36 protein-coding genes are annotated in these 25,656 nt (G+C 67.0%); 35 read left to right on the top strand and 1 reads right to left on the bottom strand.

The features are described from left to right. From ACZ7L6_RS06750 to ACZ7L6_RS06660, 19 genes are all read left to right on the top strand, one after another. The gene (locus ACZ7L6_RS06750) at window positions 1-513 is read left to right on the top strand and encodes a hypothetical protein (RefSeq protein ID WP_471920900.1); all 513 of its coding nucleotides are present in this window, start codon (window positions 1-3) and stop codon (window positions 511-513) included. A gap of 68 nt (window positions 514-581) precedes the next feature. Further along, window positions 582-1,640 (top strand): hypothetical protein, encoded by a 1,059-nt coding sequence (locus tag ACZ7L6_RS06745; protein ID WP_471920899.1) that lies wholly within the window; start codon window positions 582-584, stop codon window positions 1,638-1,640. Between the two features lie 73 nt (window positions 1,641-1,713). Continuing rightward, window positions 1,714-2,178 (top strand): hypothetical protein, encoded by a 465-nt coding sequence (locus ACZ7L6_RS06740; RefSeq protein WP_471920898.1) that lies wholly within the window; start codon window positions 1,714-1,716, stop codon window positions 2,176-2,178. Between the two features lie 5 nt (window positions 2,179-2,183). After that, window positions 2,184-2,516, top strand: coding sequence for a phage head-tail adapter protein (locus tag ACZ7L6_RS06735; protein ID WP_471921785.1), 333 nt, complete (start codon window positions 2,184-2,186; stop codon window positions 2,514-2,516). Then, entirely contained in the window at window positions 2,516-2,968 is a 453-nt protein-coding gene (locus ACZ7L6_RS06730) for a DUF5403 family protein (protein ID WP_471920897.1), read from the top strand. The genes ACZ7L6_RS06735 and ACZ7L6_RS06730 overlap by 1 nt, the downstream gene beginning before the upstream one ends. After that, window positions 2,968-3,465: a hypothetical protein gene (locus ACZ7L6_RS06725; protein WP_471920896.1), complete on the top strand. Its 498-nt coding sequence runs from the start codon at window positions 2,968-2,970 to the stop codon at window positions 3,463-3,465. Before ACZ7L6_RS06730 ends, ACZ7L6_RS06725 begins: the two co-directional genes overlap by 1 nt. Window positions 3,466-3,477: 12 nt before the next feature. Further along, entirely contained in the window at window positions 3,478-4,218 is a 741-nt protein-coding gene (locus ACZ7L6_RS06720; RefSeq protein WP_471920895.1) for a phage tail tube protein, read from the top strand. Between the two features lie 150 nt (window positions 4,219-4,368). Continuing rightward, the gene (locus ACZ7L6_RS06715; protein WP_471920894.1) at window positions 4,369-4,710 is read left to right on the top strand and encodes a phage tail assembly protein; all 342 of its coding nucleotides are present in this window, start codon (window positions 4,369-4,371) and stop codon (window positions 4,708-4,710) included. Window positions 4,711-4,775: 65 nt separating this feature from the next. Continuing rightward, window positions 4,776-5,096, top strand: a complete 321-nt coding sequence (locus ACZ7L6_RS06710; protein WP_471920893.1) for a hypothetical protein — start codon at window positions 4,776-4,778, stop codon at window positions 5,094-5,096. 4 nt (window positions 5,097-5,100) lie between these two features. Then, window positions 5,101-9,099: a phage tail protein gene (locus ACZ7L6_RS06705; protein ID WP_471920892.1), complete on the top strand. Its 3,999-nt coding sequence runs from the start codon at window positions 5,101-5,103 to the stop codon at window positions 9,097-9,099. A 25-nt stretch (window positions 9,100-9,124) separates the two neighbouring features. Next, window positions 9,125-9,964, top strand: a complete 840-nt coding sequence (locus ACZ7L6_RS06700) for a phage distal tail protein (protein WP_471920891.1) — start codon at window positions 9,125-9,127, stop codon at window positions 9,962-9,964. Next, window positions 9,965-11,179: a siphovirus ReqiPepy6 Gp37-like family protein gene (locus tag ACZ7L6_RS06695; protein WP_471920890.1), complete on the top strand. Its 1,215-nt coding sequence runs from the start codon at window positions 9,965-9,967 to the stop codon at window positions 11,177-11,179. Between the two features lie 3 nt (window positions 11,180-11,182). Further along, complete coding sequence (locus ACZ7L6_RS06690) at window positions 11,183-11,488, top strand: hypothetical protein (RefSeq protein ID WP_471920889.1); 306 nt, start codon at window positions 11,183-11,185, stop codon at window positions 11,486-11,488. Then, window positions 11,488-13,197 (top strand): hypothetical protein, encoded by a 1,710-nt coding sequence (locus ACZ7L6_RS06685; RefSeq protein ID WP_471920888.1) that lies wholly within the window; start codon window positions 11,488-11,490, stop codon window positions 13,195-13,197. Before ACZ7L6_RS06690 ends, ACZ7L6_RS06685 begins: the two co-directional genes overlap by 1 nt. Window positions 13,198-13,209: 12 nt before the next feature. Then, window positions 13,210-13,593: a hypothetical protein gene (locus ACZ7L6_RS06680; RefSeq protein ID WP_471920887.1), complete on the top strand. Its 384-nt coding sequence runs from the start codon at window positions 13,210-13,212 to the stop codon at window positions 13,591-13,593. Window positions 13,594-13,667: 74 nt separating this feature from the next. Next, window positions 13,668-14,942 carry a tail fiber domain-containing protein gene (locus ACZ7L6_RS06675; protein ID WP_471920886.1) on the top strand — a complete coding sequence of 425 codons (1,275 nt, stop codon included), beginning with the start codon at window positions 13,668-13,670 and terminating at the stop codon, window positions 14,940-14,942. After that, window positions 14,939-15,292 (top strand): DUF2746 domain-containing protein, encoded by a 354-nt coding sequence (locus tag ACZ7L6_RS06670; RefSeq protein ID WP_471920885.1) that lies wholly within the window; start codon window positions 14,939-14,941, stop codon window positions 15,290-15,292. Before ACZ7L6_RS06675 ends, ACZ7L6_RS06670 begins: the two co-directional genes overlap by 4 nt. A 16-nt stretch (window positions 15,293-15,308) precedes the next feature. Further along, a complete protein-coding gene (locus ACZ7L6_RS06665; protein ID WP_471920884.1) occupies window positions 15,309-16,130 on the top strand; it encodes a C40 family peptidase in 822 nt (273 codons plus the stop codon). Beyond that, window positions 16,127-16,336, top strand: coding sequence for a DUF7439 family protein (locus tag ACZ7L6_RS06660; RefSeq protein WP_471920883.1), 210 nt, complete (start codon window positions 16,127-16,129; stop codon window positions 16,334-16,336). The genes ACZ7L6_RS06665 and ACZ7L6_RS06660 overlap by 4 nt, the downstream gene beginning before the upstream one ends. 49 nt (window positions 16,337-16,385) lie before the next feature. Here the strand turns inward: ACZ7L6_RS06660 and ACZ7L6_RS06655 are convergent, their stop codons facing one another. Next, the gene (locus ACZ7L6_RS06655) at window positions 16,386-16,796 is read right to left on the bottom strand and encodes a hypothetical protein (protein ID WP_471920882.1); all 411 of its coding nucleotides are present in this window, start codon (window positions 16,794-16,796) and stop codon (window positions 16,386-16,388) included. 118 nt (window positions 16,797-16,914) lie between these two features. Between ACZ7L6_RS06655 and ACZ7L6_RS06650 the strand changes: the two genes are divergently transcribed. The 16 genes from ACZ7L6_RS06650 to ACZ7L6_RS06575 all read left to right on the top strand — a co-directional run bounded on the left by ACZ7L6_RS06650 (window position 16,915) and on the right by ACZ7L6_RS06575 (window position 25,635). Then, window positions 16,915-17,376, top strand: a complete 462-nt coding sequence (locus ACZ7L6_RS06650; RefSeq protein WP_471920881.1) for a hypothetical protein — start codon at window positions 16,915-16,917, stop codon at window positions 17,374-17,376. A gap of 893 nt (window positions 17,377-18,269) precedes the next feature. Then, a complete protein-coding gene (locus ACZ7L6_RS06645; protein WP_471920880.1) occupies window positions 18,270-19,244 on the top strand; it encodes a hypothetical protein in 975 nt (324 codons plus the stop codon). A 111-nt stretch (window positions 19,245-19,355) separates the two neighbouring features. Further along, window positions 19,356-19,832, top strand: coding sequence for a hypothetical protein (locus ACZ7L6_RS06640; protein WP_471920879.1), 477 nt, complete (start codon window positions 19,356-19,358; stop codon window positions 19,830-19,832). Continuing rightward, window positions 19,829-20,029 carry a hypothetical protein gene (locus ACZ7L6_RS06635; RefSeq protein WP_471920878.1) on the top strand — a complete coding sequence of 67 codons (201 nt, stop codon included), beginning with the start codon at window positions 19,829-19,831 and terminating at the stop codon, window positions 20,027-20,029. The genes ACZ7L6_RS06640 and ACZ7L6_RS06635 overlap by 4 nt, the downstream gene beginning before the upstream one ends. After that, window positions 20,029-20,187: a hypothetical protein gene (locus ACZ7L6_RS06630; protein WP_471920877.1), complete on the top strand. Its 159-nt coding sequence runs from the start codon at window positions 20,029-20,031 to the stop codon at window positions 20,185-20,187. The genes ACZ7L6_RS06635 and ACZ7L6_RS06630 overlap by 1 nt, the downstream gene beginning before the upstream one ends. A 24-nt stretch (window positions 20,188-20,211) precedes the next feature. Then, window positions 20,212-20,655, top strand: a complete 444-nt coding sequence (locus ACZ7L6_RS06625; protein ID WP_471920876.1) for a hypothetical protein — start codon at window positions 20,212-20,214, stop codon at window positions 20,653-20,655. 75 nt (window positions 20,656-20,730) lie between these two features. Beyond that, entirely contained in the window at window positions 20,731-21,192 is a 462-nt protein-coding gene (locus ACZ7L6_RS06620; RefSeq protein ID WP_471920875.1) for a deoxycytidylate deaminase, read from the top strand. A gap of 23 nt (window positions 21,193-21,215) precedes the next feature. Further along, window positions 21,216-22,013: an AAA family ATPase gene (locus ACZ7L6_RS06615; protein WP_471920874.1), complete on the top strand. Its 798-nt coding sequence runs from the start codon at window positions 21,216-21,218 to the stop codon at window positions 22,011-22,013. Between the two features lie 62 nt (window positions 22,014-22,075). After that, the gene (locus tag ACZ7L6_RS06610) at window positions 22,076-22,453 is read left to right on the top strand and encodes a hypothetical protein (protein ID WP_471920873.1); all 378 of its coding nucleotides are present in this window, start codon (window positions 22,076-22,078) and stop codon (window positions 22,451-22,453) included. Further along, window positions 22,450-22,599, top strand: coding sequence for a DUF7215 family protein (locus ACZ7L6_RS06605; protein ID WP_471920872.1), 150 nt, complete (start codon window positions 22,450-22,452; stop codon window positions 22,597-22,599). Before ACZ7L6_RS06610 ends, ACZ7L6_RS06605 begins: the two co-directional genes overlap by 4 nt. Beyond that, window positions 22,596-23,030, top strand: coding sequence for a CHC2 zinc finger domain-containing protein (locus ACZ7L6_RS06600; RefSeq protein ID WP_471920871.1), 435 nt, complete (start codon window positions 22,596-22,598; stop codon window positions 23,028-23,030). The genes ACZ7L6_RS06605 and ACZ7L6_RS06600 overlap by 4 nt, the downstream gene beginning before the upstream one ends. A 13-nt stretch (window positions 23,031-23,043) precedes the next feature. Further along, window positions 23,044-23,712: a toprim domain-containing protein gene (locus ACZ7L6_RS06595; protein WP_471920870.1), complete on the top strand. Its 669-nt coding sequence runs from the start codon at window positions 23,044-23,046 to the stop codon at window positions 23,710-23,712. Next, window positions 23,709-24,032 (top strand): hypothetical protein, encoded by a 324-nt coding sequence (locus ACZ7L6_RS06590; RefSeq protein ID WP_471920869.1) that lies wholly within the window; start codon window positions 23,709-23,711, stop codon window positions 24,030-24,032. Before ACZ7L6_RS06595 ends, ACZ7L6_RS06590 begins: the two co-directional genes overlap by 4 nt. Next, window positions 24,029-24,247 (top strand): DUF7187 family protein, encoded by a 219-nt coding sequence (locus tag ACZ7L6_RS06585; RefSeq protein ID WP_471920868.1) that lies wholly within the window; start codon window positions 24,029-24,031, stop codon window positions 24,245-24,247. Before ACZ7L6_RS06590 ends, ACZ7L6_RS06585 begins: the two co-directional genes overlap by 4 nt. Further along, window positions 24,240-24,467 carry a hypothetical protein gene (locus ACZ7L6_RS06580; protein ID WP_471920867.1) on the top strand — a complete coding sequence of 76 codons (228 nt, stop codon included), beginning with the start codon at window positions 24,240-24,242 and terminating at the stop codon, window positions 24,465-24,467. Before ACZ7L6_RS06585 ends, ACZ7L6_RS06580 begins: the two co-directional genes overlap by 8 nt. Then, window positions 24,451-25,635 carry a hypothetical protein gene (locus ACZ7L6_RS06575; protein ID WP_471920866.1) on the top strand — a complete coding sequence of 395 codons (1,185 nt, stop codon included), beginning with the start codon at window positions 24,451-24,453 and terminating at the stop codon, window positions 25,633-25,635. The genes ACZ7L6_RS06580 and ACZ7L6_RS06575 overlap by 17 nt, the downstream gene beginning before the upstream one ends. The last annotated feature ends 21 nt before the right edge of the window (window positions 25,636-25,656 follow it).

The raw sequence follows: 25,656 nt of genomic DNA, 5'->3' as shown, positions 1-25,656 counted from the left end.
GTGCCCGAGCAGGAAACCCCCGAGACCAGCACCGAGACCACCACGGAAGAGACCGTCGAGACTCCCAAGGAGGAGACCGAGGCGGAGTCGACCGAGGAGAAGCCGGCCGAGGAGACCGTTCCCCCGGAGGTGCTTCGCAAGGAGCTCACCGCGGCGAACGCTGAGGCCGCGAACTACCGCACCAAGCTGCGCGAGACGGAAGCCAAGCTCTCCAAGGCCAAGACCCTGGAGGAGTTCGAGGCGGCCACCACGGAGCTGCGCGGACAGGTCGAGGCGCTGGAGCGGCAGATCCTGCTCAACGACGTGGCAGCGAAGTACGAGCTGCCGCCGGCACTGGCCAAGCGCCTGACGGGCAACACCCCGGCCGAGTTGGAGGCCGACGCCAAGGAGCTCCAGAAGCTCGTCGCGCCGGCTGCTCCCGACACGCTCGGCGGCGGCCTGAACCCCGACAGCGGGACGGACGACTTCGACCCCGTCAAGGCCGCTCGGGCTGCGCGAAGGCGCGGCTACTGATCCAGACCCCGGTGTGTAAGTTTCGCACGCCGAGCCTCCCCTCCCCCTACTGACAGGAGAACCAACCGGTGGCCTACACCGAGCACGACGTCATCAAGCCGGAGAAGATCGCCGCAACCGCGGCGGTCGCTCTCGAAGAGTCTCTGGTCGTCCCCGCGGTCTTCCAGCGTGAGGGCATCGACCAGTTCAAGGGCGCCCGCGACGACTCGATCAACGTCAAGGTCGAGGGAGTCCTTCCCTACCGCACGTACGGGTGGCGCAACAACCGCTCGACGGAGATCCAGTTCGACACCTACCACGAGCGCACCGTGTCCGTCAGCTTCGGCGGCGACGTGTACTCCGGTGTCCAGCTCACCGACGAGCAGAACGAGATGGACCTCCAGGGCTGGGCCAAGCTCATGGCCAAGCAGACCGAAGCGGTCGGCAAGGGCCTGGAGTACCAGGCCGTGGACTACCTGCTGAACGCTCCGTACGAGATCACCCTCGGCGGCGCGGTCGGTGGCCGCTCTCTGCGCAAGACCCTGATCCGGGCGCGCGAGGTCATGAACAAGCTGCGCGTCCCCAAGGAGTCCCGCACCCTTCTGGTCGGTTCCGGCTGGGAGACCGAGCTGCTGGCCGACCCGGACCTGAACCTCGCCTCCAACGTGGGTGAGGCGGAGGCCGCGTCCGCCCTGAAGGAAGCCACTCTCGGCCGCCGGTACGGCTTCAACATCGTCACCTCCGACGAGCTGCCGGCCGACTTCGCCGTGGCCATGGTGCCCAGCGCGTTCATCTTCGCGACCGGCGCCCCCTCGGTCCCGCAGTCCGTCCCCTTCGGCGCCTCGGCCAGCTACAACGGCGTTGCGCTGCGCTGGATTCGCGACTACGACTCCACGCGCCTGATGGACCGCTCCATCGTGAACACCTACAAGGGCTTCCGGACCGTGTCCGACTTCCTCGTGGGCCGCGACGACTCGACCCCGAACCAGGGCTTCGTCTCCACGTACGAGCACTTCGTTCGCGCGATCAAGCTCGACCTCGACGCGACCGCGGACAGCCTGCCCGACCCGGACGGTCCGGACGCCAAGGCCCAGGAGCTCGCCGCGATCACCGGCGTTGCCGGCCCGGCTGACGGCCCCTCCGCCTGATCCGACTGAGTGAGCAGGGCAGGGTGTGAAAGTTTCGCACCCTGCCCCTCCTCGTGAGTGAGGGAGAACCATCTTGGCGGACTTCGCCACACTCGACGAGCTGAAGGCCCGCCTGGACTGGACGCTCGACGCTGACGAGGAGCGCATCGCTACCTCAGCCCTTGAGGACGCATCCGACCTGGCCCGCGGGTACGCCGGCCGCGACTGGGAGCCCCCCTCTTCCCCGCCCCGCCTGGTCAGGACCCTGGTCCTGAAGGCGTGCAAGCGGTACATGACCAACCCCGCGGGCTACACGCAGTCCCGTGCAGGCGACGAGACGCTGGGCTGGAACGACAGCTCGGGCGAGAACGCCGGCACCGTCTACTTCACCGGGGACGAACAGCGGATGCTCGCCGAGCTCGGCGGCCGTAAGGCCGGCCTGGTCTCCGTGCAGGTCACCGCCTGGAACGGGCGCATTCAGCGCGGCCCCGGTTTCGTCCCGGCGGCCGGCAGCTCGAAGCCGTTCCCCCTCTTCGCTGACGAGGTGGAGCCCTGGTGAGCTCGATGCAGCGCAGGCGCGGCGTAGTCGCCAAGGTCTGGAAGACCGCCGTGCACACCGACAATCGCGGGAACGAGCTCCTGGTCGCCGACGCAGACGGGCCGCACACCGTCAGGTGCGCGCTGATCCCGCAGCGCTCGGCCCGAGCCGAGGTTCCCGGCCAGCAGCAGATCAACATCACGCGCATGATCGTGGACGCCGACCTCGAAGGCGTCACCCTCTGGTCGCGCGTGGAAGTGCTCGGCTCGGTCTGGGACGTCGTCTCGCCGCCGGCCTACCACCACGGGGACCGCAAGACGCGGCACTGGTCGATCGACATTCGCGAGAGGCCAAGCTGATGGCCTACGTCTACAAGGGTCTCAACGGCAAGAACATGGCGGAGGTCATCGCCACCCTGCCCGAAGTGCAGGCCGAGGTCGATGAGCGCGCCTTCCAGATCGGCGTGCGGGCCGAGGAGCTTCTGCTTCAACACCGCGCCGAGGGCATCGCACAGATCGAGATCGCCAAGGGCGACATCGACTCGTACGTGGTGCTGGCCGACACCAACGCCACCAACCGGAAGTCCAACGCCAACTCGGCCGCCTCGATCGAGTTCGGTCGCAGCGGATACAAAGTCGAGGTAGTCGACGAGACCGGCAAGGTCGTCGACACCTACGAGGTCGGCCCGATGGAGGGCCTGCACATCCTCGAAAAGGCCGCGCACCTGCCCAAGAAGCAGGGCCCGCGCGTCCGCTCCAAGGCCGTCCGTATCAAGGCGAACAGACGCAAGCGCGGCGGGGGGCGAGGCTGATGGCCGGCCTACCCGCGGAGATCAAGGCGCTCGCCGAACTCTCCCCTGTCGAAGACCTGATGCTCGCTGTCCTCCGGGACGGCCTACCCGGCATCCAGGTCAAGTCACTGATCGCCAAGGGTCAGACGTTCCCCCTCGTCCTGGTCCGCCGCGACCCATCCTTCGGGAACTGGTCGGGCGACACCCGCTTCCTCGACGCGGCGCGCGTCGCGGTGCACACCTTCTGCCAGGACCCCAACGGCGACGAGGACGCCGCAATCCTCTCTGAGGCCGTGCGCGTCGTCATCCGGGACGCCTGGCTCAAGCAGAAGGTCATCCCCGGTCGCGGACACATCACGCGCGCCGACCTCTCCTCCGCCCCGCGGCGGGTCACCGACTGGGCCACAGCCACCGGACCCGTCCAGTACGCGGACCTCCCGACTGGTGTCTGGCGCTACGAGGCGACCTACGACATCGAGATCCGCAAGCCGCGGACCCGCCCCTTCCCCCTTCAGTAAGGAGAACTGTTCGTGGCACTGAACGACAACGCCACCCTTGTCATCGGAAGCGGTAACTACCTCACCGCTCCCACGGGTACCGACATCCCCGCCGACCTGCTCGTGCCGACCTCGCCCTGGTCGAACGTTGGTCACACCAGCCTGGAGGACATCTTCTCGATCTCCTCCGAGGGCGGCGAGGCCACCGTCATCGGCTCGCTCCAGAACAAGAGCCTTCGCACCAAGTACTCGGCGCGCACCGAGACCATGACGTTCACGCTCCAGCAGTTCGACGTGGAGGGCCTGAAGCTCTACTACGGCTCGAACGCCCCGATCCTGCCGGACGGGTCGGTCGGTGTGCCGGTCGACCCGGTTCCGACCACCGCCGCGTTCATGGTCGTGTTCGTGGACGGCGAGAACCACTTCGCGTTCTACGCCCCCAAGGCCGAGATCTACCGCGCGGACGACATCTCGTTCGGCGACACCGAGTCCCTGGCCGGCCTGCCGATCGGCGTGAAGCCGATGGCCTTCGGCTCCAACAACTGGACGTACGCCATCACCCCGCTCGGCGGCTCCGTCGCCACGGGCGCGACCGCCGGCTCGCCGGGCTCCTTCACTCCGGAGGGCTCGACGGCTCCCGCCAACCTGGCGGGCCTGGCTGACGTCATCGCCACGCCGACCAGCGCGTGGACCACGGGTCAGCACGTCGTTCTCGGCGACGCCTCGAAGGCGTACTGGAACGGCACTGCATGGGTTGCCGGCCAGGCTTCCTGACCCAGTGTGTAAGTTTCGCAAGTGCGGAACTCACCCCCTTCCCTGGCGCGCGAGTGGTGCGGACCTCCTCGCGCGCCGGGGGCCCTTCGGGGCTCCCCTTCGAGGTCCGCGTCCAGCCCAACCATCACTCTCTTGGAGGTCCGCAACCCCATGGCCGTTTTCTCTCTCGACAACATCCGCGCCGCCGCCGAGGCCAAGTACGGCTCGACCGACATCGAGCTGGCGGACGGTTTCGTCGTTCGCCTGCTGAACCCTCTCCGCCTGTCCAAGGCCGCTCGCGCCGAGCTGCTGTCCATCCAGAACAAGCTCGACGGCGAGGACGCCGACCAGGAGGCCGTGCTGTCCGAGGCGATCGAGCTGGTCGCCGAGAACGAGACCGCGGCCAAGCGGCTGCTCGACGAGGTGGGTAGTGACCTCGCCGTCCTCGCCCAGATCTTCGCCACCTACGGCGAGGGCACGCAGGTGGGGGAAGCCTCGGCCTCGCAGGGCTGATTGATGAATACGGCGAGGGCATCTACCCCGACCTTCTCTTTCACTACGGCGTTGACCTCGCCGACGTGATCGCAGGCCGGGGGCCCTCGCCGGCCCTCGTCAATCTGCTCGTGCAGAGGCTTCCCGACACCTCCCTCACCGTCGCCCTGGCGACAGGCGGTCGAGAGTTCTTCGGCTGGGGCGTCGACCGCCACATGCGCGCCGACATCTTCGACGCGCTCAACCAGAACACGCGCGCCACCGGCCAGTGGGGCAAGGGCAAGGCGCCCAAGTTCAAGCCGTGGCCGCGCCCGAAGCCCTCCTCGAAGAAGGACGGCTCGAAGGGCAAACCCGCCCGCCGGATCTCGGTGGCGGACATCTACAAGAAGTTCACCACCCGGAGGTAGGCGTATGCCCCAGGGCCAGGTAATCGGACGCGTCAGCGTCCGCGTCCTGCCAGACACCAGCGACTTCCGACGCAAGGCGCAGAACGATCTCGACCGGATCGAAGACAAGCTCGAAGTCAAGGTCCAGGTCATGCCGAACATGGCCGGCTTCGAGCGTGCGTTGCTGACCGAAGTCGGCAAGATCAACCAGCGCAACCGCCAGTCGAACGCTCGCAAGGTCAAGCTCTACACGCGGATCGACACGTCCACCATGTCCGGTGAACTGGCCAAGGCGATCCGGCGCTACAACGACAAGGCCAAGTCGGGCAGCAAGGTCCAGCTCCAATCGGAGCTCAGCGCGGGCGACATCAAGCTGAAGATCAGCGACCAGTCGCTCCGCGACATGACCGACCAGCTCAAGGACTGGCGCGACCAGAACTCTCCGCTCAAGATCCAAATCGAGCCGGACGTCGCATCCGGCGCCAGCCTGACGGTCTCCGCCCGGCTCGGCGTGCTGACCCGGCCGCGCACCGTCTCGATCATCCCGACGCTGAACGATGCCGCGGTCGCGAAGGTGGCCGCCGGCCTCGCCGCACTGTCCGGCATCCGCGTGGTGAACAGCCTGTTCGAGAAGTTCGGGAACATCCTGAAGAACCTCGACAAGAGCGTGCCGATCATCGGCTCGATCGCCACCGCCATCGCGGGCATCGCCGCGTGGGGCATCGCAGCCACGAGCAACCTCTTCGCCCTGTCGGCGTCCCTCGCACAGATCGGCGCCACCGCGCTCACGCTGCCCGGCATCCTGGGCGGCTTCGCGGTCGGCATCGGCGTCACCGTGGCGGCCCTGAAGGACTTCAACAAGGAAGTCCCGCAGGTCAAGTCGCAGCTCGCCGAGCTCCAGAACCAGATCAGCTCGAACTTCTGGGACCAGGCACGCGAGCCGATCCGTGACCTCGTCGACACGCTTCTGCCGCGGTTCGCCGCGGGCTTCCGGTCCTCCTCGACCGAGATCGGCAAGTTCTTCGGTTCGTTCGCCACCGACCTGACGGCCGCGATGAACCCCGCGCTGGTCGACAAGATGTTCGGCTACCTCAACGAGTCGATCAACACCGCGACCGGCGGCACCAAGACCTTCTCCTCGATCATCGCCCAGCTCGGCGAGGTGGGCGCCTCCTACCTGCCGAACCTGGCGGGCTGGTTCGTCAACATCTCCAAGGAGTTCGACGGCTGGCTCCAGAAGAAGGGCCAGCTCGGGCTCCAGCAGGAGATCGACCAGGGCATCCAGGCCCTGAAGGATCTCGGCGGCGTCCTGAAGGAGACCGGCGGCATCCTCGCCGGCATCTCCCGCGCGGCGAACGAGGCTGGCGGCTCGTCCCTGGGAATGCTCCGCGACACCCTCGCGAGCATCCACACGGTCGTCGACTCCGACGGATTCCAGAACGGGCTCGTCGGCGTCTTCGAGGCCGCACACCGGGCGATGAGCAACCTCGCCAACGGTGCCGGTCCGGCCGTGAAGAACCTGTTCATCGAGCTCTCAGAGCTGCTGACGACCGTCCTCCCGCAGGCCGGTTCGATCATCGGCGTAGCCATGGGTGCCATCGCTGACGCGCTGGCTCAGCCGGCCGTGACCGAGGGCATCAAGAGCATGTTCACCGCGCTCTACCAGGCGGTGCAGTTGCTCGCCCCCGCGATGGCCCCGCTCGGCCAGGCGCTCGGCGCGATCATGCAGGTCGTTGCGGCGATGCTCCCGGTCTTCGCCCAGCTCGTCTCGGCGGCGGTCATCCCCTTGGCCAACGCGTTTTCGGAGCTGGCCCCGCAACTGATCCCGATCATCACGCTGCTCGGCGGCGCACTGACGTCGGCGTTCCAGATGCTCGCGCCGATCATCGCGCAGATGGTTCCGCTCGTCGGGGAACTGCTCGGCGCAGCGTTCAGCTTCCTCGCGACGATCCTCCCGCCGATCGCGGCGATCTTCCAGCAGATCCTCGCGGCAGCCATGCCGCTGGCCGAGGCTTTCATCAACGCCCTGGCCCCGATCCTGCCGATCCTCGCTGAGGCGCTGAGCCAGGTGCTGGCCGCGCTTCAGCCGCTGATCGCAACCGCGCTTCAGATCATCTCGGCCGTCATCGCTCCGCTTCTGCCGATGCTGAGCGAGATCATCCAGGCGGTACTCCCGCCCCTGGCTGACGCCCTCCAGCGACTGGCCGAAGCGATCCAGCCGGTACTCGATGCGCTGCTCGCGGTCGTGAACTTCCTGATGCCGATCCTCGTACCGGTCCTCCAGTTCATCATCGCGATCCTCGCTGACTCCCTGGTCGCCGCCGTCAACGGCGTGGCTCTGGTCTTCGAGGGCCTGGTCGAGATCGTGACGGGCGTCTGGGACATGATCGTCGGCGTCCTCAAGATGGCCTGGGGTCTGATCGTCGCCCTCTTCACGGGCAACACGGACATGCTGGAGGAGGGCTGGGACCAGTTCTGGAACGGCCTGTGCACGCTCGTCAAGGGCATCTGGGACACGATCCTCGGCCTGTTCCGCACGTTCCTGTCGGTCGGCATCCTCGGCACCGCAACCAAGGTGTTGAAGGGGATCGGCGCAGCCTTCAAGGCCGGTTGGCAAGCGGTCGTGAACTTCGGCAAGTCCGCCTGGTCCGCGATCACTTCCAGCTTCGGCACCTTCACGAGCTGGTTGGGCACCAAGGCGTCGTCCGCCATCTCGGCGGTCGGCCGGTTCTTCTCCCAGGGCTGGACGGCGATCAAGGACAAGGCGGTCTCCGCCCTGACTGGCCTCGTCACCTCCGTAGGTACGTGGCTCGCCAAGGCCGTCACCGTGATCGGTGGCCTGCCCGGCAAGGCCAAGGAAGCCCTGGGCGACCTCGGTTCGACGCTGATCAACGCTGGTAAGAAGCTGATCGAGGGCTTCATCAACGGCGTCAAGAACATGTTCGGCTCCGTGAAGTCCACCCTCGGCGACCTCACCAGCAAGCTGACCGACTGGAAGGGCCCGCTCCCCAAGGACAAGGTCCTTCTCTACAACGCCGGTCAGGTGATCATCAAGGGCCTGATCAAGGGCCTTGAGTCCCAGTACGACAACGTCAAGAAGTCGCTCGAAGGACTCACCGCCCAGATCGGTAAGGCCAAGCTGAGCAAGTCCGTCACGGCCAAGCTCAAGGCGGACCAGGCCAAGCTCAACTCGCTGCTCAAGTCCTACGGCACCCTTCGAACCAAGATCGACAACGCCAAGAAGTCGCTCGCGGATCTGAAGGAAGCGAAGGCGGACTACGCGGCACGCATCGCGCAGAAGATCGTCGACGACGCCAACGTCACGAACATGGAGGGCGGCTTCTCCGGGATCATCGAGCAGCTTACGCAGGCTCGTGATCAGGCAAGGAAGTACGCCGACGTCCTCGGAAAGCTGAAGAAGCTCGGCCTCAACACCGAGACCTTCGACCAGCTCGCGCAGGCCGGCCCCGAAGCGGGCATGGCTGCGGCCGAGGCAATCCTGGCCGCCGGCCAGGCGGGCGTCGACCAGGTCAACGAGCTGGAGAAGCAGCTCCAGGACGCTGCGGCCAAGGTCGGCAAGACCGCCTCCCAGGTGATGTACGACAACGGCATCCACATGGCCGAGGGCCTGGTCAAGGGCCTGGAGTCGCAGGCGAAGGCGATCGAGAAGCAGATGCTCAAGATCGCCGACTCGATGGTCAAGTCCATCAAGAAGGCGCTCGGCATCCACAGCCCCTCGCGAGTCTTCGCCCGGCTCGGCGCCTTCGTGGGCCAGGGCTTCAGCAAGGGCCTGCTCTCCCAGGCGCACGGCGTGATGAGCGCGGTGGAACAGAGCTTGCTCCTGAACACCGGCTCGGTCGGCGCCGGCCAGAACATCGCCTCGGCGGTGACCAGCGCCCTCGGCGACACCTCGTCGAGCGGGGGCGTGACCAAGGTTCTCAACTACTACGCGGCCCCCGGCTCGTCCATCGACGCCGAAGAGGATCTGTTCGCCGCGGCCAACCGAGCACGGATGGGATGGTGATGCAGTAGTGCCAAAGCTCCTGCTCGTGAGCGGCGCAGACGTGATCGACCTCAACGAGATCGACGACAAGGGGGTGGGCTTCCAGGGCAAGACCGGCGCGACCGGTTTCGGCCTGCCCCCCGTGTCCGTCCAGTGGCTCGAAGGCGCCGGGGACGGCGCCACCTACCGGGCCACGCGCGTCCAGTCGAGAACCATCGACCTCGCCATCGAGATCCTGGCGAACGACCGCGCGGAGCTCCAGGCGCAGCTCTCCCGGCTGGCACTCATGCTGGCCGGGGGCTGCACCCTGGTTCTCGACGAGGGAACTGGGGTCACCTGGTCGACGGAGGTCCACCGGACCGGGGGCGGCGAGTACACGTACGGCGTCGACACCATCGGCGAGCGCGAGTTCTCCACCGTCCTCACCCTCACGGCCGGCGACCCCTACTTCACCTCGTCCGAGCAACAGATCCGGTACGTGGGTGGCAACACTGCGTCGACAGCGTTCCTGTCGACCCTCGCAGCCATGCCCGTGGCTCCCTCGCAGGCGATCGGCGAGATCACCTTGAACAACACCGGGGACGCCCCGGCGTACCCCGTGTGGGAAGTGACCGGTCCGGGCGACACCTTCGTGGCGACCTCCCCCGCGGGCGAGACGCTGCGCTGGAACGGCACCCTGACCGCCGGCCAGAAGCTCATCGTCGACACCCGCAAGGGCACGGTCGTCGATGGCACAGGCGCCAACCGCTACGACCTTCTCGATACCGCCCCGCGGTTCTGGACCGTGCAGCCTGGCACGTCCACCGCGGTGGCCTCTCTGTTGAACACGACGACGGCCTCACGGATCACCTGCTCCTGGTATCCGCGCAAGTGGATGGTGGTGTGAGTGCGCCTGCAAGACATCACCGTCGAGGTGCGAGACAAGACGTTGAAGCGCGTTGGACAGATCAGGCCCGAGGAGTTGGACCTGGAACTGACCGACAACTTCAACAACGTGGGCTCCTGGGCACTGACGCTCGCGGCCGAGCATCCGCTGTGTGACACGCTGCGGACGCCCGGCGCGGGCATCATCGTCACCGGCCCGGACGACGTCCTGTTGTCCGGGCCCATGGTGAAGTCGGAGTTCGCCTCGACCCCCACGGACGTGGGTGGATCGGTCAGCTTCGAGGGCGTGTCAGACACCGTTTGTCTGGCCGATGCCCTGGCGTTCCCCGAGCCGTCCAACCCCAACGGCGCGAGCCAGACGCTGTCACACGACGTGCGAACAGGCCGCGCCGAGACCGTCATGCACGCGTACGTCAACGCCAACATCGGCCCCGCCGCCCCGGCGGCCCGCCGCAGGGCCGGCCTCATCATGGGTGCGGACGGGGCGCGTGGCCCGATCGTGAACCAGTCGGCCCGCTTCCCTGTGTTGGGCAACCTGCTGGCTGAGATCGCCTTGCTGGGCAGCCTCGGCTTCCGCGTGGTGCAGCGCGGCTCGAGCCTGGTCTTCGAGACGTACGTCATCACCGACCGCACCAAGCTGGTCCGGCTCGACGTGCGGAACGGCACGCTCTCCGGTCAGCGTGTGGCCATCTCTCCGCCCGGCGCGACGCGAGCGATCGTCGCCGGCCAGGGCGAGCTTGAGAAGCGCCAGTTCCTCCAGGTCGACACCGCCGAGTCCATTGCTGCCGAAACCGAGTGGGGCCGGCGCATCGAGCGGTTCGTCGACCAGCGCAACACGGACGACTGGACCGAACTTCAGCAGGCCGGCGACGAGGTCATGGCCGACGAGGGCTTCACCGCCGTCAACGTCCAGATCGTTCCGCTCGAAGACAGCCCCGTCCGCTTCGGCGTTGACTGGGGCCTGGGCGATCAGCTCACTGTCATCGTCGATGACCAGGAGCTCGTCTCCGTCGTGACGGGCATCGTGATCAAGGCCAACTCGGACGGCTTCAAGGTCGGCGCCCTGATGGGCGACGCGACCGGCTTCGACGCAAACGCCGCGCTGAACAAGCGGGTGACCAACACCGAGACGCGGCTGTCCGCGCTCGAAGCGAACACCTCCACCGGAGGTCTCAGCGCAGACGATCAGATCCTTCAAATCATGGGGGTGTGGTAACCCGTGGCGAACACGCCGAAGAAGCTGTACCGGGGGGCCACCTCCACCTCGCAGACCACCGTCTACACCGTGCCGACGAGCACGAGCACGATCGTCACCAACCTGGTCGCAGCCAATTCCGGCGCCTCCTCGGCCACGCTGTTGATCCGCATCGGCGGCATCGCGATCGTGCCGAACACCCCGCTCCCCGCGAACGGCATCTTCACGCTCGACGTCACACAGGTGTTGGACGCGGGCACGACCATCGACGTCCAGGCCAGCTCCACCACCGTGGGCGTGCACATCAGCGGAGTGGAGGTGACCGCCTGATGGGATTCGCAGTGATCCCGGAGCCGGCCATCTCGGGCTTCACCGGCCCGACTGGTGCAGCCGGCGCCAAGGGTGATCCCGGCGTCATACAGTCGATCAACGGCAAGAGCGCAGCCAGTGTGACGCTGTCCGCCACCGACTTGAACGCCCTGCCCAACACGGGCAACGCATCGCTCAACGGTCAGTACTTGTGGTTGGACACGGCGGCCGGCACCTACCGGGCCTTCGGCTACCGGACGGCCGGCGTGGACCGGTGGCTCTTTCAGGTCGACGACCTCGCCGAGACGGGCAGCAACCTGGGCTCGAACTTCCGCCTGTCGGCCCGCAACGACGACGGGTCCTTCAACAAGACCGTCGTCTACGCCCGGCGCGACAGCGGACAGATCGCCTTCTTGACGACCTCCCCCCATGGCTCGGCCGTGGCCACGGTCAACGGCTCCGTCGGCCTGAAGGACGTGACCGCGGACCCGTCGACCTTCAGCGGTGGCGTGTTCCTGTACTCCAAGGGCGGGGTGCCGTACATCAAGCAGGCGGACGGCACGGTCTTTCAGGTCGGGGCTGGCGGCTCGGGCGGCGCGGTCTCCTCGGTCAACGGCAAGACCGGTGCGGTCACGCTGGCCGCCTCCGATGTCGGCGCTGTCGCCTCGACAGAGAAGGGCGCGGTAAGCGGCGTCGCCACGCTGGACTCGAACGGCAAGCTGCCCAGCTCGCAGCTCACGACGTCGCCGACGTTCAACGACTTCATGATCATCAACGCTACGGCTGCCGGGAACTACGGCACCGTCGCCCTTCGCAAGCTGAACAAGAAGCGTTGGTCGTTCGCGGTGACTGGCGCGACCGAGACAGGCACGAATGACACCGGGTCGAACTTCATCATCCAGTCCTACACGGACGCGGAAGCCGAGAAGACCTACCACTTCTTCGCCGACCGGGCATCCGGGTCGACGACGATCGGTTCGTTCAACGTCATGAACGGCGCCCGCCTCGCGGTGGACGGCGGGGCGATCGGCATCGTCGACCAGGCGGCCGACCCCACGTCCTCCTCGCTCGGCGCGCACGTCTACTCCAAGGCTGGCCGGCCGTGGGCGAAGCGCAGCTCGGCCGCGACGGGTGGCGCCGCCTCCTCGACCTTCGAGATCAGGCCCCGCCCCAGCGAGTTCCTGCCGGAAGACCTGGGCCTGGTGGCCTGGACGTCCGATCCCTCGGACTGCATCTCGACCGGTGCCTACACCGGCATCACGAACGCCCGAGTCTCGGCGGTGACGCTGCGCGAGCCGCAGTCGGTGTCGAAGATCGTGTGGCACTTCACGGGGTATGCAGGCGGCCTGCTCGCCGGTTCCTGGGCCGCGGTCTACAACGCGGCCGGCACGCGCGTGGCGTACAACGATGCGATCCACACCGGCACCAACGAGCCAGCCGAGCAGCACGGCCTCGGTGGCGGCACGTCATACGTCCCGGTGACGACGACCACCCTGCCCGCGGGCCTGTACTACATCGTGTGGCGCTTCAACTACACGACCTCGCCCGCTGACGGGCCGATGTGCCTCCAGTACGAGAACAGCGCCGGGGCCCCGCCGAACGTCTTCGGCCTGACCCCCGTGAAGCGGTTCGGCGTGCTCGATGCCACCAGTCAAACGACGTCTTTCACCAGTTTGACCGTCGCCAACATCCTGCCCGGAGCCAATCGCTTCTGGGCCGCACTCGCGTAAGGAGGTGAGCCAGTGGGAGCTTCCCTGTACCCGCCTCCGCAGGCTCCGACGCCTACGGCGACCGTGGTGACGTCCGGCTTCACGCCGACGTCCGGCTTCACCGTCAACAACTTCGAGGCGAGGAAGATCAACGGCGTCTGCTCGTTCGGCCTGGACCTGAACGTCGTTACCACCATCAGCGCGGGCTCACAGCCCTGGAACCTGCCGGACACAGTGATCGGCACCCTGCCCGCCGGCTTCACTCCGCCGCGGACGTACACCGCGATCTACGGCACCGGCTACGCGGACGGCGAGGCCGACGTCACGTCGGCCGGAACGATCACGCTCCGCAGTACGAACTCGTTCGACCTCACCGCCGGGCACACCGTGCGGATCTCCGGTTCCTGGGTGCTGTAACCCCCCTTCCACTTCCGACCCCTCGGGCCTCCCTGGCTCGGGGGGTCTTCGCGTTCCCCAAGGAGGCCCCCCGAGTGGCGATCACGTCCTACCCCTTCGACAGCCAGGCGGTCACAGAGACCGACTACTCGCGCCTGTTCCGCGAGTTCCAGTCCACCGGCATTGCCGACAGCCTGGGCAGCAACTCCTTCTACGCGTACGCGGACGGCACCGGCATGACCGTCAAGGTCAACGGCGGCTTCGCGATCGTGCGCGGTCACGCCATCTACTCGACCGCGACAGAGGTGCTGACCATCGGCGCGGCCAACACCTCCACCCGTGTGGACCGCGTCGTTCTGCGCCTGGACCCGGCCGCCAACTCGATCACGCTGGCCGTAAAGGCGGGCACCGCGGGATCGTCCACGCCGCCGACCCTCACGCAGACGGACACGGGCGTGTACGAGATCTCGCTGGCCCGCGTCACTGTCGGCGCCAACGTCACCTCGATCTCCGCGGCCTCGGTGCAGGGCGAGCGGAAGTTCCTCGGCAACACGGTCGGCGCCTGGACCACGGACACCCGGCCCGACTCGCCCCGGACCGGACGACTGGGCTTCAACCAGTCGACGAGCACCTGGGAGTTCTGGAACGGCTCGGCCTGGGCCAACCTCACTCAGGCAGTCGACTGGAGCACGCTCACCAACAAGCCCTCGTCGTTCGTGCCGGCCGCGCACACGCACCTGTGGGCCGACATCACCGACAAGCCGAGCACGTTCGCACCGGCCGCCCACTCGCACGACTGGGACTCGGTCACCGGCAAGCCGAGCACGTTCGCGCCGTCGACTCACTCGCACACGTGGACTTCCATCACCTCGAAGCCGACCACGTTCCCGCCCAGCTCGCACACCCACTCCTCCTACCTGGAGGCCGGCGACACCATCTCGTGGGCGAACGGCTCGAAGAAGCCGTACTCGAACACGGCAACCGATGGCACCTGGTACGCGGTCTGGGTCGAGGGGTCCGGCACGTTCTGCCGCAACACCTCGGCGCGGAAGTTCAAGCAGAACATCCAGGACTTCGAGATCAACCCGGACGACGTCCTGAAGATCCGCCCGGTCATCTACGACCGCAAGGATCAGGTCGACGAGGAGACCGGCGAGCTGAAGCCGGGCCGCAAGGGCGAGGTCGGCCTGATCGCTGACGAGGTCGACGAGCTCGGCCTGAAGTGGCTCGTCCAGTACATGGACGGCGAGGTCGACGCCCTTCGCTACGACCTCCTCGGCGTCGCCCTGCTCCCCGTGGTGCAGCGCCAGGCCGCGCAGATCTCGGACCTCGAAGGCCGGCTCGCGGCGCTGGAGGCACGCCTGTCGTGACGACTCTCGCCCTCGAACCGAGCGTGCAAGTCGCCCTGGTTACGGCCGGCGGCACCGTCCTGGTTGCCCTGCTCGGCATCGGCGCAGAGTTCATGCGCCGCCAGGCCAAGGCAATCAGCGAGGTCGCCGGCCACGCGCAGGAAGCCCGCGACCAGGTGGCCAACACCCACAGCACGAACTTGCGCGACGACCTCGACGCGGTGGCCTACCGCCTCGACCGCGTCCTCGCGCTCCAGGAGGCGCACAGCGCGGACATCGCCGCGCTCCGCTCCGACATCGCCCATGAGCGCCGCGAGCGCCTGGCCGTTGCCGAACGCCTCGACGACCACGTGGCCGCGACCGCGGCCTGAAAGGAGATCCCCAGCAGTGACGACCCAGGTACAGAAGATCCTCGCGCTCGCCGAGACGCAGGTCGGTGTGCACGAGGGCAAGAACAGCGCCGGCCACTGGAACAACAACCAGCGGTACTCGGACGAGGTCCCCGGCCTTGAGTGGAGCGACTACCAGGCGTGGTGCGCCACGTTCGTGAGCTGGCTCGCCTACAAGTCCGGCGTCTCGGAGCTGTTCCCGCGCACCGCGTCCTGCCTCACCGGCGTGAACTGGTTCAAGCAGCGTGGCCGGTTCAGCGAGTACCCCGCCATCGGGGCGCAAGTGTTCTTCGGCAAGAACGGCGGCACCCACACGGGAATCGTCTACGACTACGACGCCGACTTCATCTACACGATCGAGGGCAACACCAACGACAACGGGAGCGCGGAGGGCGACGGCGTCTACCGCAAGAAGCGGGCCCGCCGGGACGCCTACACCTACGGCTACGGCTACCCGAAGTACGCCGAGGGCATCAGGTCCGCCGACCCGAAGTTCAAGGACGAGGCGCCGAAGGCCGAGGTCAAGCCCGCCCCGGCCCCGAAGCCGGCCGCGCCGAAGTCGACGATCGTCGCCCTGAACAAGGCGGTGAAGCCGGGCGCCACGCACGCCCAGGTGAAGGAGCTCCAGCAACTCCTCGTGAAGGCCGGCTACGGCCCGATCAAGGGGGCGTACACCACCTACTACGGCCTGGAGACCCAGAAGGCGGTCGCCCGGTTCCACAACAAGAACCCCAAGCTGAAGACGGCCGGCAAGACCTACGACCCGGTGATCGGCCCGTCCGGCTTCAAGGAGCTCCAGAAGGAGGCTGGTCGCAAGTGACCGGTAAGCACAGCAAGCCGAGCGCGAAGGCGGTCTCGCTCGTCGTGAGCCACCTGCCGACCCGCTACCGCTCGAAGACCGGGCTCGTTACCGCAGCCCTCGGTGTGATTGTTTCGCTGGCCGCCGTGCTGGCGACCGACCACCCCGAGGTCGCGGTCGCCGTGCAGGCCCTGACCGCCCTGGGCTTCGTCGAGAAGTCCAAGTAACAGCAACGCCCCCGCTGGCCAGATGGCCGGCGGGGGCGCTTGTTGCGTCTCAGCCCTGCTGCTTCTCGGCTTCGATCTCCTCGACGGTGGTGATCTTCGGGCGACGCCGACCACCCGTTGTCCTCTTGGCCGTGGCCTTCTTGGCCGTGGTCTTCTTGGCCGTCGCCGTCTTGGCTGGCGCCTTCCTTGCTGCCGCCTTCCGTGCGGGGGCGGCGGCCGGAATCACGGCGGGAGCCGCAATCGTGGCCGGCTCGGGCTCGGCTTCGGGTTCGCTGGGGGCAGGCTCCTCCCCTGCCTGCTCCCCGTTCCCCTCCAGCAACTCCTCGATCAGTTGCTCGATCTTCCTTCCGTGCTTCGCGCACAGGTCCGCGGATACCTCGCGGCCGTCACTGACCTTGATCTCGTAAGTGAGGGCCGGTACCTCTTGGTCCTTGTCGCAAGCAGTGACCTGGATCTTCATGGGCCATCCGTGTGTTTGTTGGTCTGTGACTTTCGCAATGGGGTGTGCAAGTTGACGTTTGCTGCCGTAGTGTGGAAGTGTATCGAGTCGACCAAGATCATCAACGAAGAGGAGTTACATGCCTGCGAGCAAGATCGTAAATGAGCAGGAGGTCATCCGCTGGTTCGAGGAAGGGAAGACCTACCAGTGGATGGTCGAGGAGTACAAGCGCAAGTACAACATCGACACCAAGCCTTCCATGTGGGGCAACTTCCGGCGACGCCGAGGGCTCGACGCGAGGATCATCCGGGACGCCGAGCTCGTGCCCTGGGACATCAACCCCGAGCACCGCTGGAAGTACCCGGTGGCGATGCTCAGGCTCGTGGCCCGCGAGAAGGCCGGCTACAGCATCACGGATGACGAGCAGAGCAGGCTCGCCTCATGGAAGGAGATGCTGGCGGAAGAGGACGCGGTGGTGCACTACGACCCAGATACAGAGGACGGGTTCCACTACGTGCGCCGCCAAGAGGGAGACCATGAGTACATCCACCAGCCCACCCAGTCGACCAAGCGGAAAAAGCAGCGCAAGGAGAACATGTAGCTCAACAACTGAAAAAGCAGGCAGACAGGGACCCCCGCGCTCGTAACACGGGGGTCCCCGTCTTTGTTCGATGGTACGTATCGGGCGCTTCACCTTCAAATTGCGCTCTTTTTGGTCGCATCTCTCGTACAACCATCGGCCATCTCGGCGAGTCGTAGAGGTAAGCGGAAGCTGTCACTCCACAGTTTCCGTGAGTAACCGTTCGTACGCGTGTTCGGTTACTGAGATGTGACGGTCCTGTGTTGACATTCATCTCGTGTTCAACAAGGATGATCGAGGTAAGTGAAACTTACACATGAGAGGGGGCCTGTAGATGACTCTGCTGTCCGGCAAAGGCAGGAACGGCGAGGGGCCGTTTGTGCCGGCCGACGAGGACGTGCCCCACGAAGGTGCGCTCGCGGACCTGTACGGACTGAAGAACGGCGCCGCGCCAGGAGGGTGGCAAGGGCGCTACACCACTACTGACGGAATGATCACCCTCTGGGTGGACGAGGAAGACTACGACTTCCACATCGACGCCAAGGACGGATACAGGGCCGCGGACATGGCCGCCGTGCTGGACGTCGCAAAGAGCCGGGGCCTTGAGCTCCTGGACGAGGACGAGTGCGAGCCCGAGCTGCTTGAGGACGGCACCGTCCGTATCTACCTGGCGCCCATCGAGGCGTACGGCATCGTGCCGGCCGAAGAGGCGCCGGCCAAGGCCGGCAAGCCCAAGCGCCGCGTCTCCATCGGTTTCGCCCTGGCGGCCTGCCTCCTGAGCGCGCTCGTACTGCCGAGCCCCCTTTACTCCGAGATTCCTTCGTCGCTCGTGGGTGAGAGCGCAACTGACCCCGATACCCCGACTGCCCCCATCTCGACCCCTGAATCCCCGTCCCCGAGCAAAGGAGCACTGAGTGGCGCTGAATCTCATCGACCTTCCGCAGACCCGACCGGTACACCCGAATCTTTCGGTCCCGCGCGACGGGTGGAGCCGACCCCTGGTCGTCCCGCCGCAGGGCGGCCGGCCCAAGGGGCACACCCGGACGACGACGTTCATCGACTGCGTGGAGGACAAGACCAGTCTCGTGGACTGGAAGATGCGCATGGTGCTGGTGGGAGCGGCCCGGCGCCCGGAGCTGGTGCAGCAAGCCCGTCGCCTGAATCCGGAGACGCGGGAGGACAAGGCGTCCTTGGACTCCTTGGTGACACAGTTGACGGACTCCTCGGGCGCGAATGACAAGAGCCGGCGCGGCACGTATCTGCACGACCTGACGGAGTACGTCGACCGCGGCGAACCTCTGCCGAACACGATCTCCGGTGACGACCTCGACGACATGGCCGCATACATGGCCACCACCGCCGTGCTCAAGGTCATCGCCGTCGAACAGTTCGTCGTCGTGCCCGAGCTGGGCGTCGGCGGCACGTTCGACCGGCTGTCGTACTACGAGGGCCCCGGCCCTGACGGCAAGCCGATCGCCGGCAACTTCATCACGGACACCAAGACCGGCAACGTGCAGTACGGCCGGCTCAAGATGGCGAGCCAGCTCGCGGTGTACTCACGCGGCAAGCTGTATGACCACACCAGGTTCCCGGTAGACGCTTCGGACAAGAAGGCGTTCGCCGCCTGGAAGAAGACCGAGTTCTCCGCCGAGCAGGCTGCTCAGGCGTACTCGGACCTACCTCCGGTCAATCAGGACTGGGGCATCATCGTCCACCTTCCCGCGGGTACGGGGACGTGTGAGCTGTACTGGGCGAACCTGAACATCGGATGGCGGCTGGCGCAGCTCGCCCTCACGATCAGGCAGGAGCGCTCGGTGAAGAACGCGCTCGTTCCGTTCGTGAGCCAGGCCACACAAGCCGAGGTTGCTTTCGACGCCGCGGGTGTGTAAGTTGGACAGAGTCAACGGGGAACGCCCCGAAGACACGGCAGGCGACTGCCGTTCACTTTACACCAGGTGTGTAAGTTGGACGGTGACGGCGAGAGAGGAGCACCGCACAGAGTGAGCGAAACGACGGTCACGATCAAGTACTCGGGCGACAAGGATGCGACCTGGGTCGTCTTCCGAGGAATGCCGACCCAGCTTCGGGCCGACATCATGGACTACTTCGGGATGGACCCCACGACGCAGGCCGGGCTCAGCCTGAGCAGCATCGTGACGAACGCGACGCAGGTTGCGCACGGCAAGGCCCTCATCGCAACATCCCTTGGGGCGACGGTCGTTGAGGAGACCACCGCGGCGCCGGCCGCTCCCGCGGGTGACCCGTGGGCGGCTGCGGCCAGCTCGACCCCGGTCCACACCGTCGCCGACCAGGCGCCGGCCGACCCGAACGCGTGGATTCTCGGGGAGATCGAGAAGCAGACCACCGTTCCGGGGCTGAAGAAGCTGTGGGCCGACAACCAGTCGTTCTTCAGTGACGTCACGGTCATGGCCGCATGGAAGGCCAAGGGCAAGTCCCTACAGGGGGTGGCCGCGTGAGCAAGGTGACCATCGTCGGCTCCGTGACGTACGCGGTCGAGGTCGACGTCCCCCTCGGCTTCCTGGTGGACGAACGCGAGCTGGCCCGCCAGCAGACGAGGGAGCTGAAGGCCAGCCTTCGGGCCAGCGCGACTGCGGGCATGAAGCTCGTGGACGTACAGGCGAGCCACGTTGTCGTGGCCGGCCCCCGCTGGTGATGCACCGCAAGCCCAGCAAGGGCGAGGACATCGCCACCATCATCTTGCTCGTGGTCGCGCTGATCGCGAGCTTCTGGACCTGGACGTCCGCCCCGTGCGGTCTGTGGTCCCTGGCAAAGGCCGGCGACATGCCGTCCCGCTGCCTCGACACCAAGTAACCCGAACAAAGGAGAACCCACACAGTGACCTTCGCTCTCAACCTCAAGGAAATCCCGGTCCAGGGTGGCGGCTGGTTCAAGCCGAAGGACAACGTCAACGCGCCGGCCATCCTCGTGGAGGTCCACTCGTTCGAGCGTCAGCGTCCGACCAGCAACGGCCCGAAGGACTCCGTCCTCGCGGACGTGACGGTCTTCCAGGACGCCGCCTCGCTCCAGGCCGGCACCCCGCAGGTGACCAAGGGCCAGCGGATCGAGCAGACGATCCTCGCCCGCGACCTGGAGAGCATCGTCGGCGGCGCCACCATCGTGCGCCTGGAGCAGGTTCCCCCGAAGAAGCCGGGCGCGCACCCGGCGTGGGTCTGGCGTCCGGTGACCGACGCGGGCGTGCGTGACGCCGTCATCGCCTACGCGGAGAAGCGCGAGAAGCAGGCGGAGGCGGCCCTGGCGGACGCCCCCGACTTCGACTGACCTGAGTGTGTAAGTTTCGCGGCGAGCGGGAGGGAGGTGCATGGCGGGGCGGATGCCCCGAGAGAGGAGGTCTTGGTGACGAGACCGAGCTGGGACGCCTGGGCTGCTGAGCTTGCCCACACGGTGTCCACGCGGGCCGACTGTACGAGATCCCAGGTGGGGGCCGTACTGCTCAGCCGGACGCATCGCGTCCTCGCCGTTGGCTACAACGGCCTGCCGGCCGGCATCCCCGGCTGTGCAACTGCGGGCAACTGCCCGCGCGGAAAGCTGTCGACCGAGGAGTGCGCACACGACAGCGACTACGCCAACTGCCCGGCGGTGCACGCCGAGGCGAACGCCATCTACCACGCAGACCCGTACGAGCTGCCCGGCGCCACGTTGTACGTGACCCGCAAGCCGTGCCCGGCCTGCACAACCCTGATCGAGGCGGCCGGTATCAGCCGCGTCGTAGTCGACGGAGAGGAGATCACCGAGTGCTCACCCCTGGACGCTCCCTGGCGCTTCATGCTGAATCAGGCCGTGAACTCCCGCGCGTAGAAGCCTTCGACGACCTGTACGCCATGGGCGTGCGTCCTCGCCACGGTGAGGTCATCATGATCGCCGGCCGTTCCGGTACGCAGAAGAGTGGCTTCGCCTTGTTCTGGGTGGCGCAGATGAACCTTCCCACCTTGTACTTCTCCGCGGACATGTCCGCCTTCACTGCGAGCTCCCGGCTCGCGTCCATGGCGACGAGGGACACCACGGCCATGGTCGAGGCCGGCATGGCGGAGGGCGGGAAGTACCGCCAGGCGTACATCGACGCGCTCGCCGACTCGCGCATCACCTTCTCGTTCGGCTCGCCCATCACCTGGCGCGCGATCGACGAGGAGCTGGAGGCGTACGTCGAGCTGTGGGACGCGTATCCCGAGGTGCTGGTCTTCGACAACCTGATGGACTTCGAGAACGCCGAGAGCGACTACACCGAGCAGATGGCCGTCATGCAGGGCTGCACCGAGCTGGCCCGCGCGACCGGCGCGACCGTCATCATCCTGCACCACGCGAGCGACAAGGCATGGGAGGCGAAGACGTCCCCCTGGAACCCGCCCTCGCGCGACCAGGTCAAGGGCGGCCTGTCAGAGAAACCCGAGCTGGCGCTGTCCGTAGCCCTCGACCCGACGTCGCTCGCCTACCACGTGGCGTGCATCAAGCAGCGCATGGGCCCGTGCGACCCGACCGCCCAGCGCTACGCGACGATGATCTGCGAGCCCGAATACACCCGCTTCAAGAAGGCCGAGCCGCGGGCGATCGTCCAGGCCGCCAAGGAGAAGCCGGCCGAGGAGTGGTCTCCGATGAAGGTCGCGTTGACCATGGGGTCCTGAGTGTGTAAGTTGGACAGCCCGCCGAGCGCTGCGCTCGGCTTTTTGAGAGGGAGGTGTGTAAGTTGAGCAACAGCGTGGCGGCGCGGAACCGGCGCAACAAGCGCAAGGGCGCAGAGTGGGAGACCGAGCTGCGGGACGGCCTGCGCGGTGACGGGTTCGACATCGAGTCCCTGCGCCTGGCCGGCGCCGAGGACGAGGGCGACATGGTCATCCGCGAGGGCGACGGCACGTACCTGGTGATCGAGGCGAAGAACGCGAAGTTCGAGCCGGGCGTGTTCCTCGGCGAGGCCCTGGTCGAGCGAGAGAACTTCGCCAAGCACCGCGGCTTGGACCTCGAATCCGTCGAGTCGATCGTGGTCGTGAAGCGGCGCGGAAAGAACTGGCGCAAGGCGTTCGTGCTCACCACTGTCGAGGACTACTTCGGCTTGGAGCCGCAGTGATCGGGTTCATGGGCTGGGACATGACCCAGGCCGAGCTCGACGAGCTGTACGACGAGACGGAGGCGTTCTTCGCCTACATCGAGGACCCCGACGCCGACCTGACCATGGTCCTCGCCGTCGAGGAGTGGCTGGGGGTGAGCGTGTGAGGTGGCGCCGAGTCGAGGAGCGCGCGGCCGGCGGCGAGGACGTGAAGCCCACGCTCGAAGCGGCGATGGAGCACTTCGGCGTGAAGTTCAACTCCAGCCGCAACACGGGCATGGCGCAGTGCCCGCTCCACGACGACCGGACGCCGTCCTTCTCCTACCGCCTCGACGAGGGCCTGTGGAACTGCCACTCCTGCTCGAACGGCGGGGACAGCTTCTCGCTGATCGCGAAGTACAGCGAGATGCAGGAGGGCAAGACGCTCACCTTCCCCGAGGTGAAGCAATACGCCAAGGACAACGGCCTCAAAGAGGGCGCGGCCTCGATCCGCGAGGAGAACTACACCAGCCGGTACGGGGGCGGGCGCCGGCCAGCCAGCAAGAAGCCGGGACGCAAGACAGGCGACGGCTACGTGCCCGCCTGGAAGAGGAAGTAAGGAGGACAGCAGCTTGGCCGAGCATGAGCCACTACAGCCGCTCTCGACGACCCAGAAGGAGATGCTGGAAGAGGCGGTCAGCACCTACCAGGCGCACATCACGCCCGAGGTAGCGAAGTACCTCCTCGACCGCGGCATCGGGCGCGAGGAGGCCGTGGCCAACCGGCTCGGACTCGTCGCCGATCCGGCGCCGGGACATGAGAAGTACCGCGGGATGCTCGCCATCCCCTACCTGGGCCGCGACGGGCAGCCGCTCACGGTGCGCTTCCGGTGCCTCCAGGAGCACAACCACCGCGACTACTTCCACGGCAAGTACAACACGATCAAGGACGACCCGCCCCGGATGTACGGGGTCGACTCGATCCATCAGGCCGAAGACGAGATCCACGTCACCGAAGGCGAGCTGGACCGGATCGTCTTGCGCAAGCTGGGCCTCCACGCGGTCGCCATCCCCGGCGCCAACATGTGGTTCGGCCGGCACCGCCGGATGCTCGCCGGCTTCAACCGGGTGTGGGTCTGGTCCGACCCGGACGACGCGGGCGCCGAACTCCTCGGCAAGATCACCAGGGCCTTGCGCTCCGCCAAGGCGGTGCGACTGAAGGCCGACGTAACCGACACCTACCTGGCCGGCGGCGCGGACGCGCTGCTCAGCCTCATCGCGAAGGAGAACGCACCGAAGTGACCGACATCATCGAGACCACCACCGACGCCCCGAAGAAGACCGCCCGCAAGGCCGACCCGCTGGCCCGCATCATCAACGACGTGCGTGCGGCCATGAGGAGGCTCGGCGAGTTCTCCGCGCTGACCACCCCCCAGCACCGCACGCAGCACCACCTCGGCCGCTCGGTCGCCTGGTCCCGGCAGCACGACGCCGAGGGCACCTTCGACTCCTTGCTCCTGACGCACGCCTTCAAGGCCGCCGCGACCGGGGAGCGCGAGGCCCTGGTGCAGCTCGCCGCCGTGGCCCTGGGCCAGGTCGACAACCTGGACGGTGCCAAGTGAACGACGAGCCCGAGGAGTTCATCGACCCCGAGGCGTGGGAGGACATCGAGATCGTGGACGTCCAGCCCGTCATCGACTCCTACGCGGGAGTGAAGCGGGCCGCCTCGATCGTCGGCGACCTGCGCAAGGAACTGCGCCGCGAGGGCTTCTGCAAGGACGAGACCTTCGAGTTGGTCCGGATGTACTGGGCCGCTGAGATGGGCCTCCTTGAGTAGCGCCCTGCCCGGTGAACCGGGCCCCACGCTGACCGCCATCTGGGACCGCCTGACCGAGGGCGAGCGCTACGCGCTCTCGCTTCATCTGCTCGGCGAGACATCCGCCGACTGGCTGTCGACGACGCTCCGCCGCTTCGGGCACGACGTGTCCGCCACCACCATCCGCACGTACCGCCGGGCGATCCGGCAGGAAGGAGGCTCCAGTGAGCGAGCTGCTTGACGAGCTCCTGGCCAAGCCGACCGGCCCTGCCGTCCCGGCCCGGCCGACTGACCCCGAGCGCGACTTCACCAAGCAGATCGAGGTGAGCGGCGACGAGGCCGCGGTCACGGTCCGCGGTGCGACCTTCGAGGGCAACGAGTCCGCGGCCACCGCGGTGCTTCAGGGCCAGGGCCTGGACCCGGCCGAGTGGACCGTCACCGGTCTGCGCTCCTCGGAGTGGACCATGGCGAATGGGGACGTCGGGGTGTCCACCCGGTTCTCCTTCAGCCGCAGGTGTGTAACTTTCACAGAGCGTCCGCCGGTCGACGATCTTCTGGCCGCCATCGAGTCGTACACGCCGATCGAGCCGCTGGAAGAGGAGGGCGACCACACCTTCATCGTCGCCCTCGGCGACATGCAGTTCGGGAAGATCGACGGCGACGGCGTCGAGGGCACGCTGAAGCGCACGATCGACTGCCTGAACCGCGCGGCCGATCTGCTGTACGCCTACAAGGCCCGCTTCGACATCGACCACGTGCACATCGCCTGGCTCGGTGACCACGTCGAGGGATTCGTCTCCCAGGGCGGGGCGAACACCTGGCGTACGCAGCTCACCCTCAACGAGCAGATCCGCCTCACTCGCCGCGTGATGCTGCACGCCCTCCTGCTGTTCGCCCCGCGCGTTTCCCGCCTGACGGTGGCCGCGGTGCCCGGCAACCACGGTGAAGCGGTCCGGGTGAACGGCAAGGGGGTCACGCGCTACGACGACAGCCACGACACCGAGTCCCTGATCGCCGTCAAGGACGCCGCGGACCTGTCGCCCGACCGATTCGGTCACGTCGAGTTCTACGTGCCCGACACGGACGAACTGACCGTCGTCGTCAACTGCTCGGGCACCGTCGTCGCCCACGCCCACGGCCACCAGTGGCGGCCCGGCCGGCACTTCGACTGGTGGAAGGGTCAGGCGTTCAACAAACACTCCGCGCTGCACCAGGCGGACCTCCTGCTCGCCGGCCACCTGCACCACGAGCACGTCGACACGGACGGGCCGAGGACGTTCATCCAGCCGCCGGCCATGGAGTCGGAATCCACCTGGTGGCGCCACGCCAAGGGCACGACCGGCGCCCCCGGACTGATCGTCGCCGTGACCAAGGACGGGCGTGTGCCCGTGAAGGAGGTAGTGAGCTGAACATCATCGAGATCACCAACG

It is taken from the genome of Streptomyces sp. NPDC107522, assembly GCF_055657525.1.
Note: the sequence above shows the minus strand (reverse complement) of the source record. Positions and strands in the feature narration are given on the sequence as shown.

Excerpts from the sequence above, each read along its gene's own strand:
- ACZ7L6_RS06615 (WP_471920874.1), top strand. The coding sequence starts at position 21,216 with ATGGGCGTGCGTCCTCGCCACGGTGAGGTCATCATGATCGCCGGCCGT.
- ACZ7L6_RS06650 (WP_471920881.1), top strand. The coding sequence starts at position 16,915 with ATGCCTGCGAGCAAGATCGTAAATGAGCAGGAGGTCATCCGCTGGTTC.
- ACZ7L6_RS06655 (WP_471920882.1), bottom strand. The coding sequence starts at position 16,796 with ATGAAGATCCAGGTCACTGCTTGCGACAAGGACCAAGAGGTACCGGCC.
- ACZ7L6_RS06715 (WP_471920894.1), top strand. The coding sequence starts at position 4,369 with ATGGCCGTTTTCTCTCTCGACAACATCCGCGCCGCCGCCGAGGCCAAG.
- ACZ7L6_RS06725 (WP_471920896.1), top strand. The coding sequence starts at position 2,968 with ATGGCCGGCCTACCCGCGGAGATCAAGGCGCTCGCCGAACTCTCCCCT.
- ACZ7L6_RS06705 (WP_471920892.1), top strand. The coding sequence starts at position 5,101 with ATGCCCCAGGGCCAGGTAATCGGACGCGTCAGCGTCCGCGTCCTGCCA.
- ACZ7L6_RS06685 (WP_471920888.1), top strand. The coding sequence starts at position 11,488 with ATGGGATTCGCAGTGATCCCGGAGCCGGCCATCTCGGGCTTCACCGGC.
- ACZ7L6_RS06735 (WP_471921785.1), top strand. The coding sequence starts at position 2,184 with ATGCAGCGCAGGCGCGGCGTAGTCGCCAAGGTCTGGAAGACCGCCGTG.
- ACZ7L6_RS06630 (WP_471920877.1), top strand. The coding sequence starts at position 20,029 with ATGCACCGCAAGCCCAGCAAGGGCGAGGACATCGCCACCATCATCTTG.
- ACZ7L6_RS06730 (WP_471920897.1), top strand. The coding sequence starts at position 2,516 with ATGGCCTACGTCTACAAGGGTCTCAACGGCAAGAACATGGCGGAGGTC.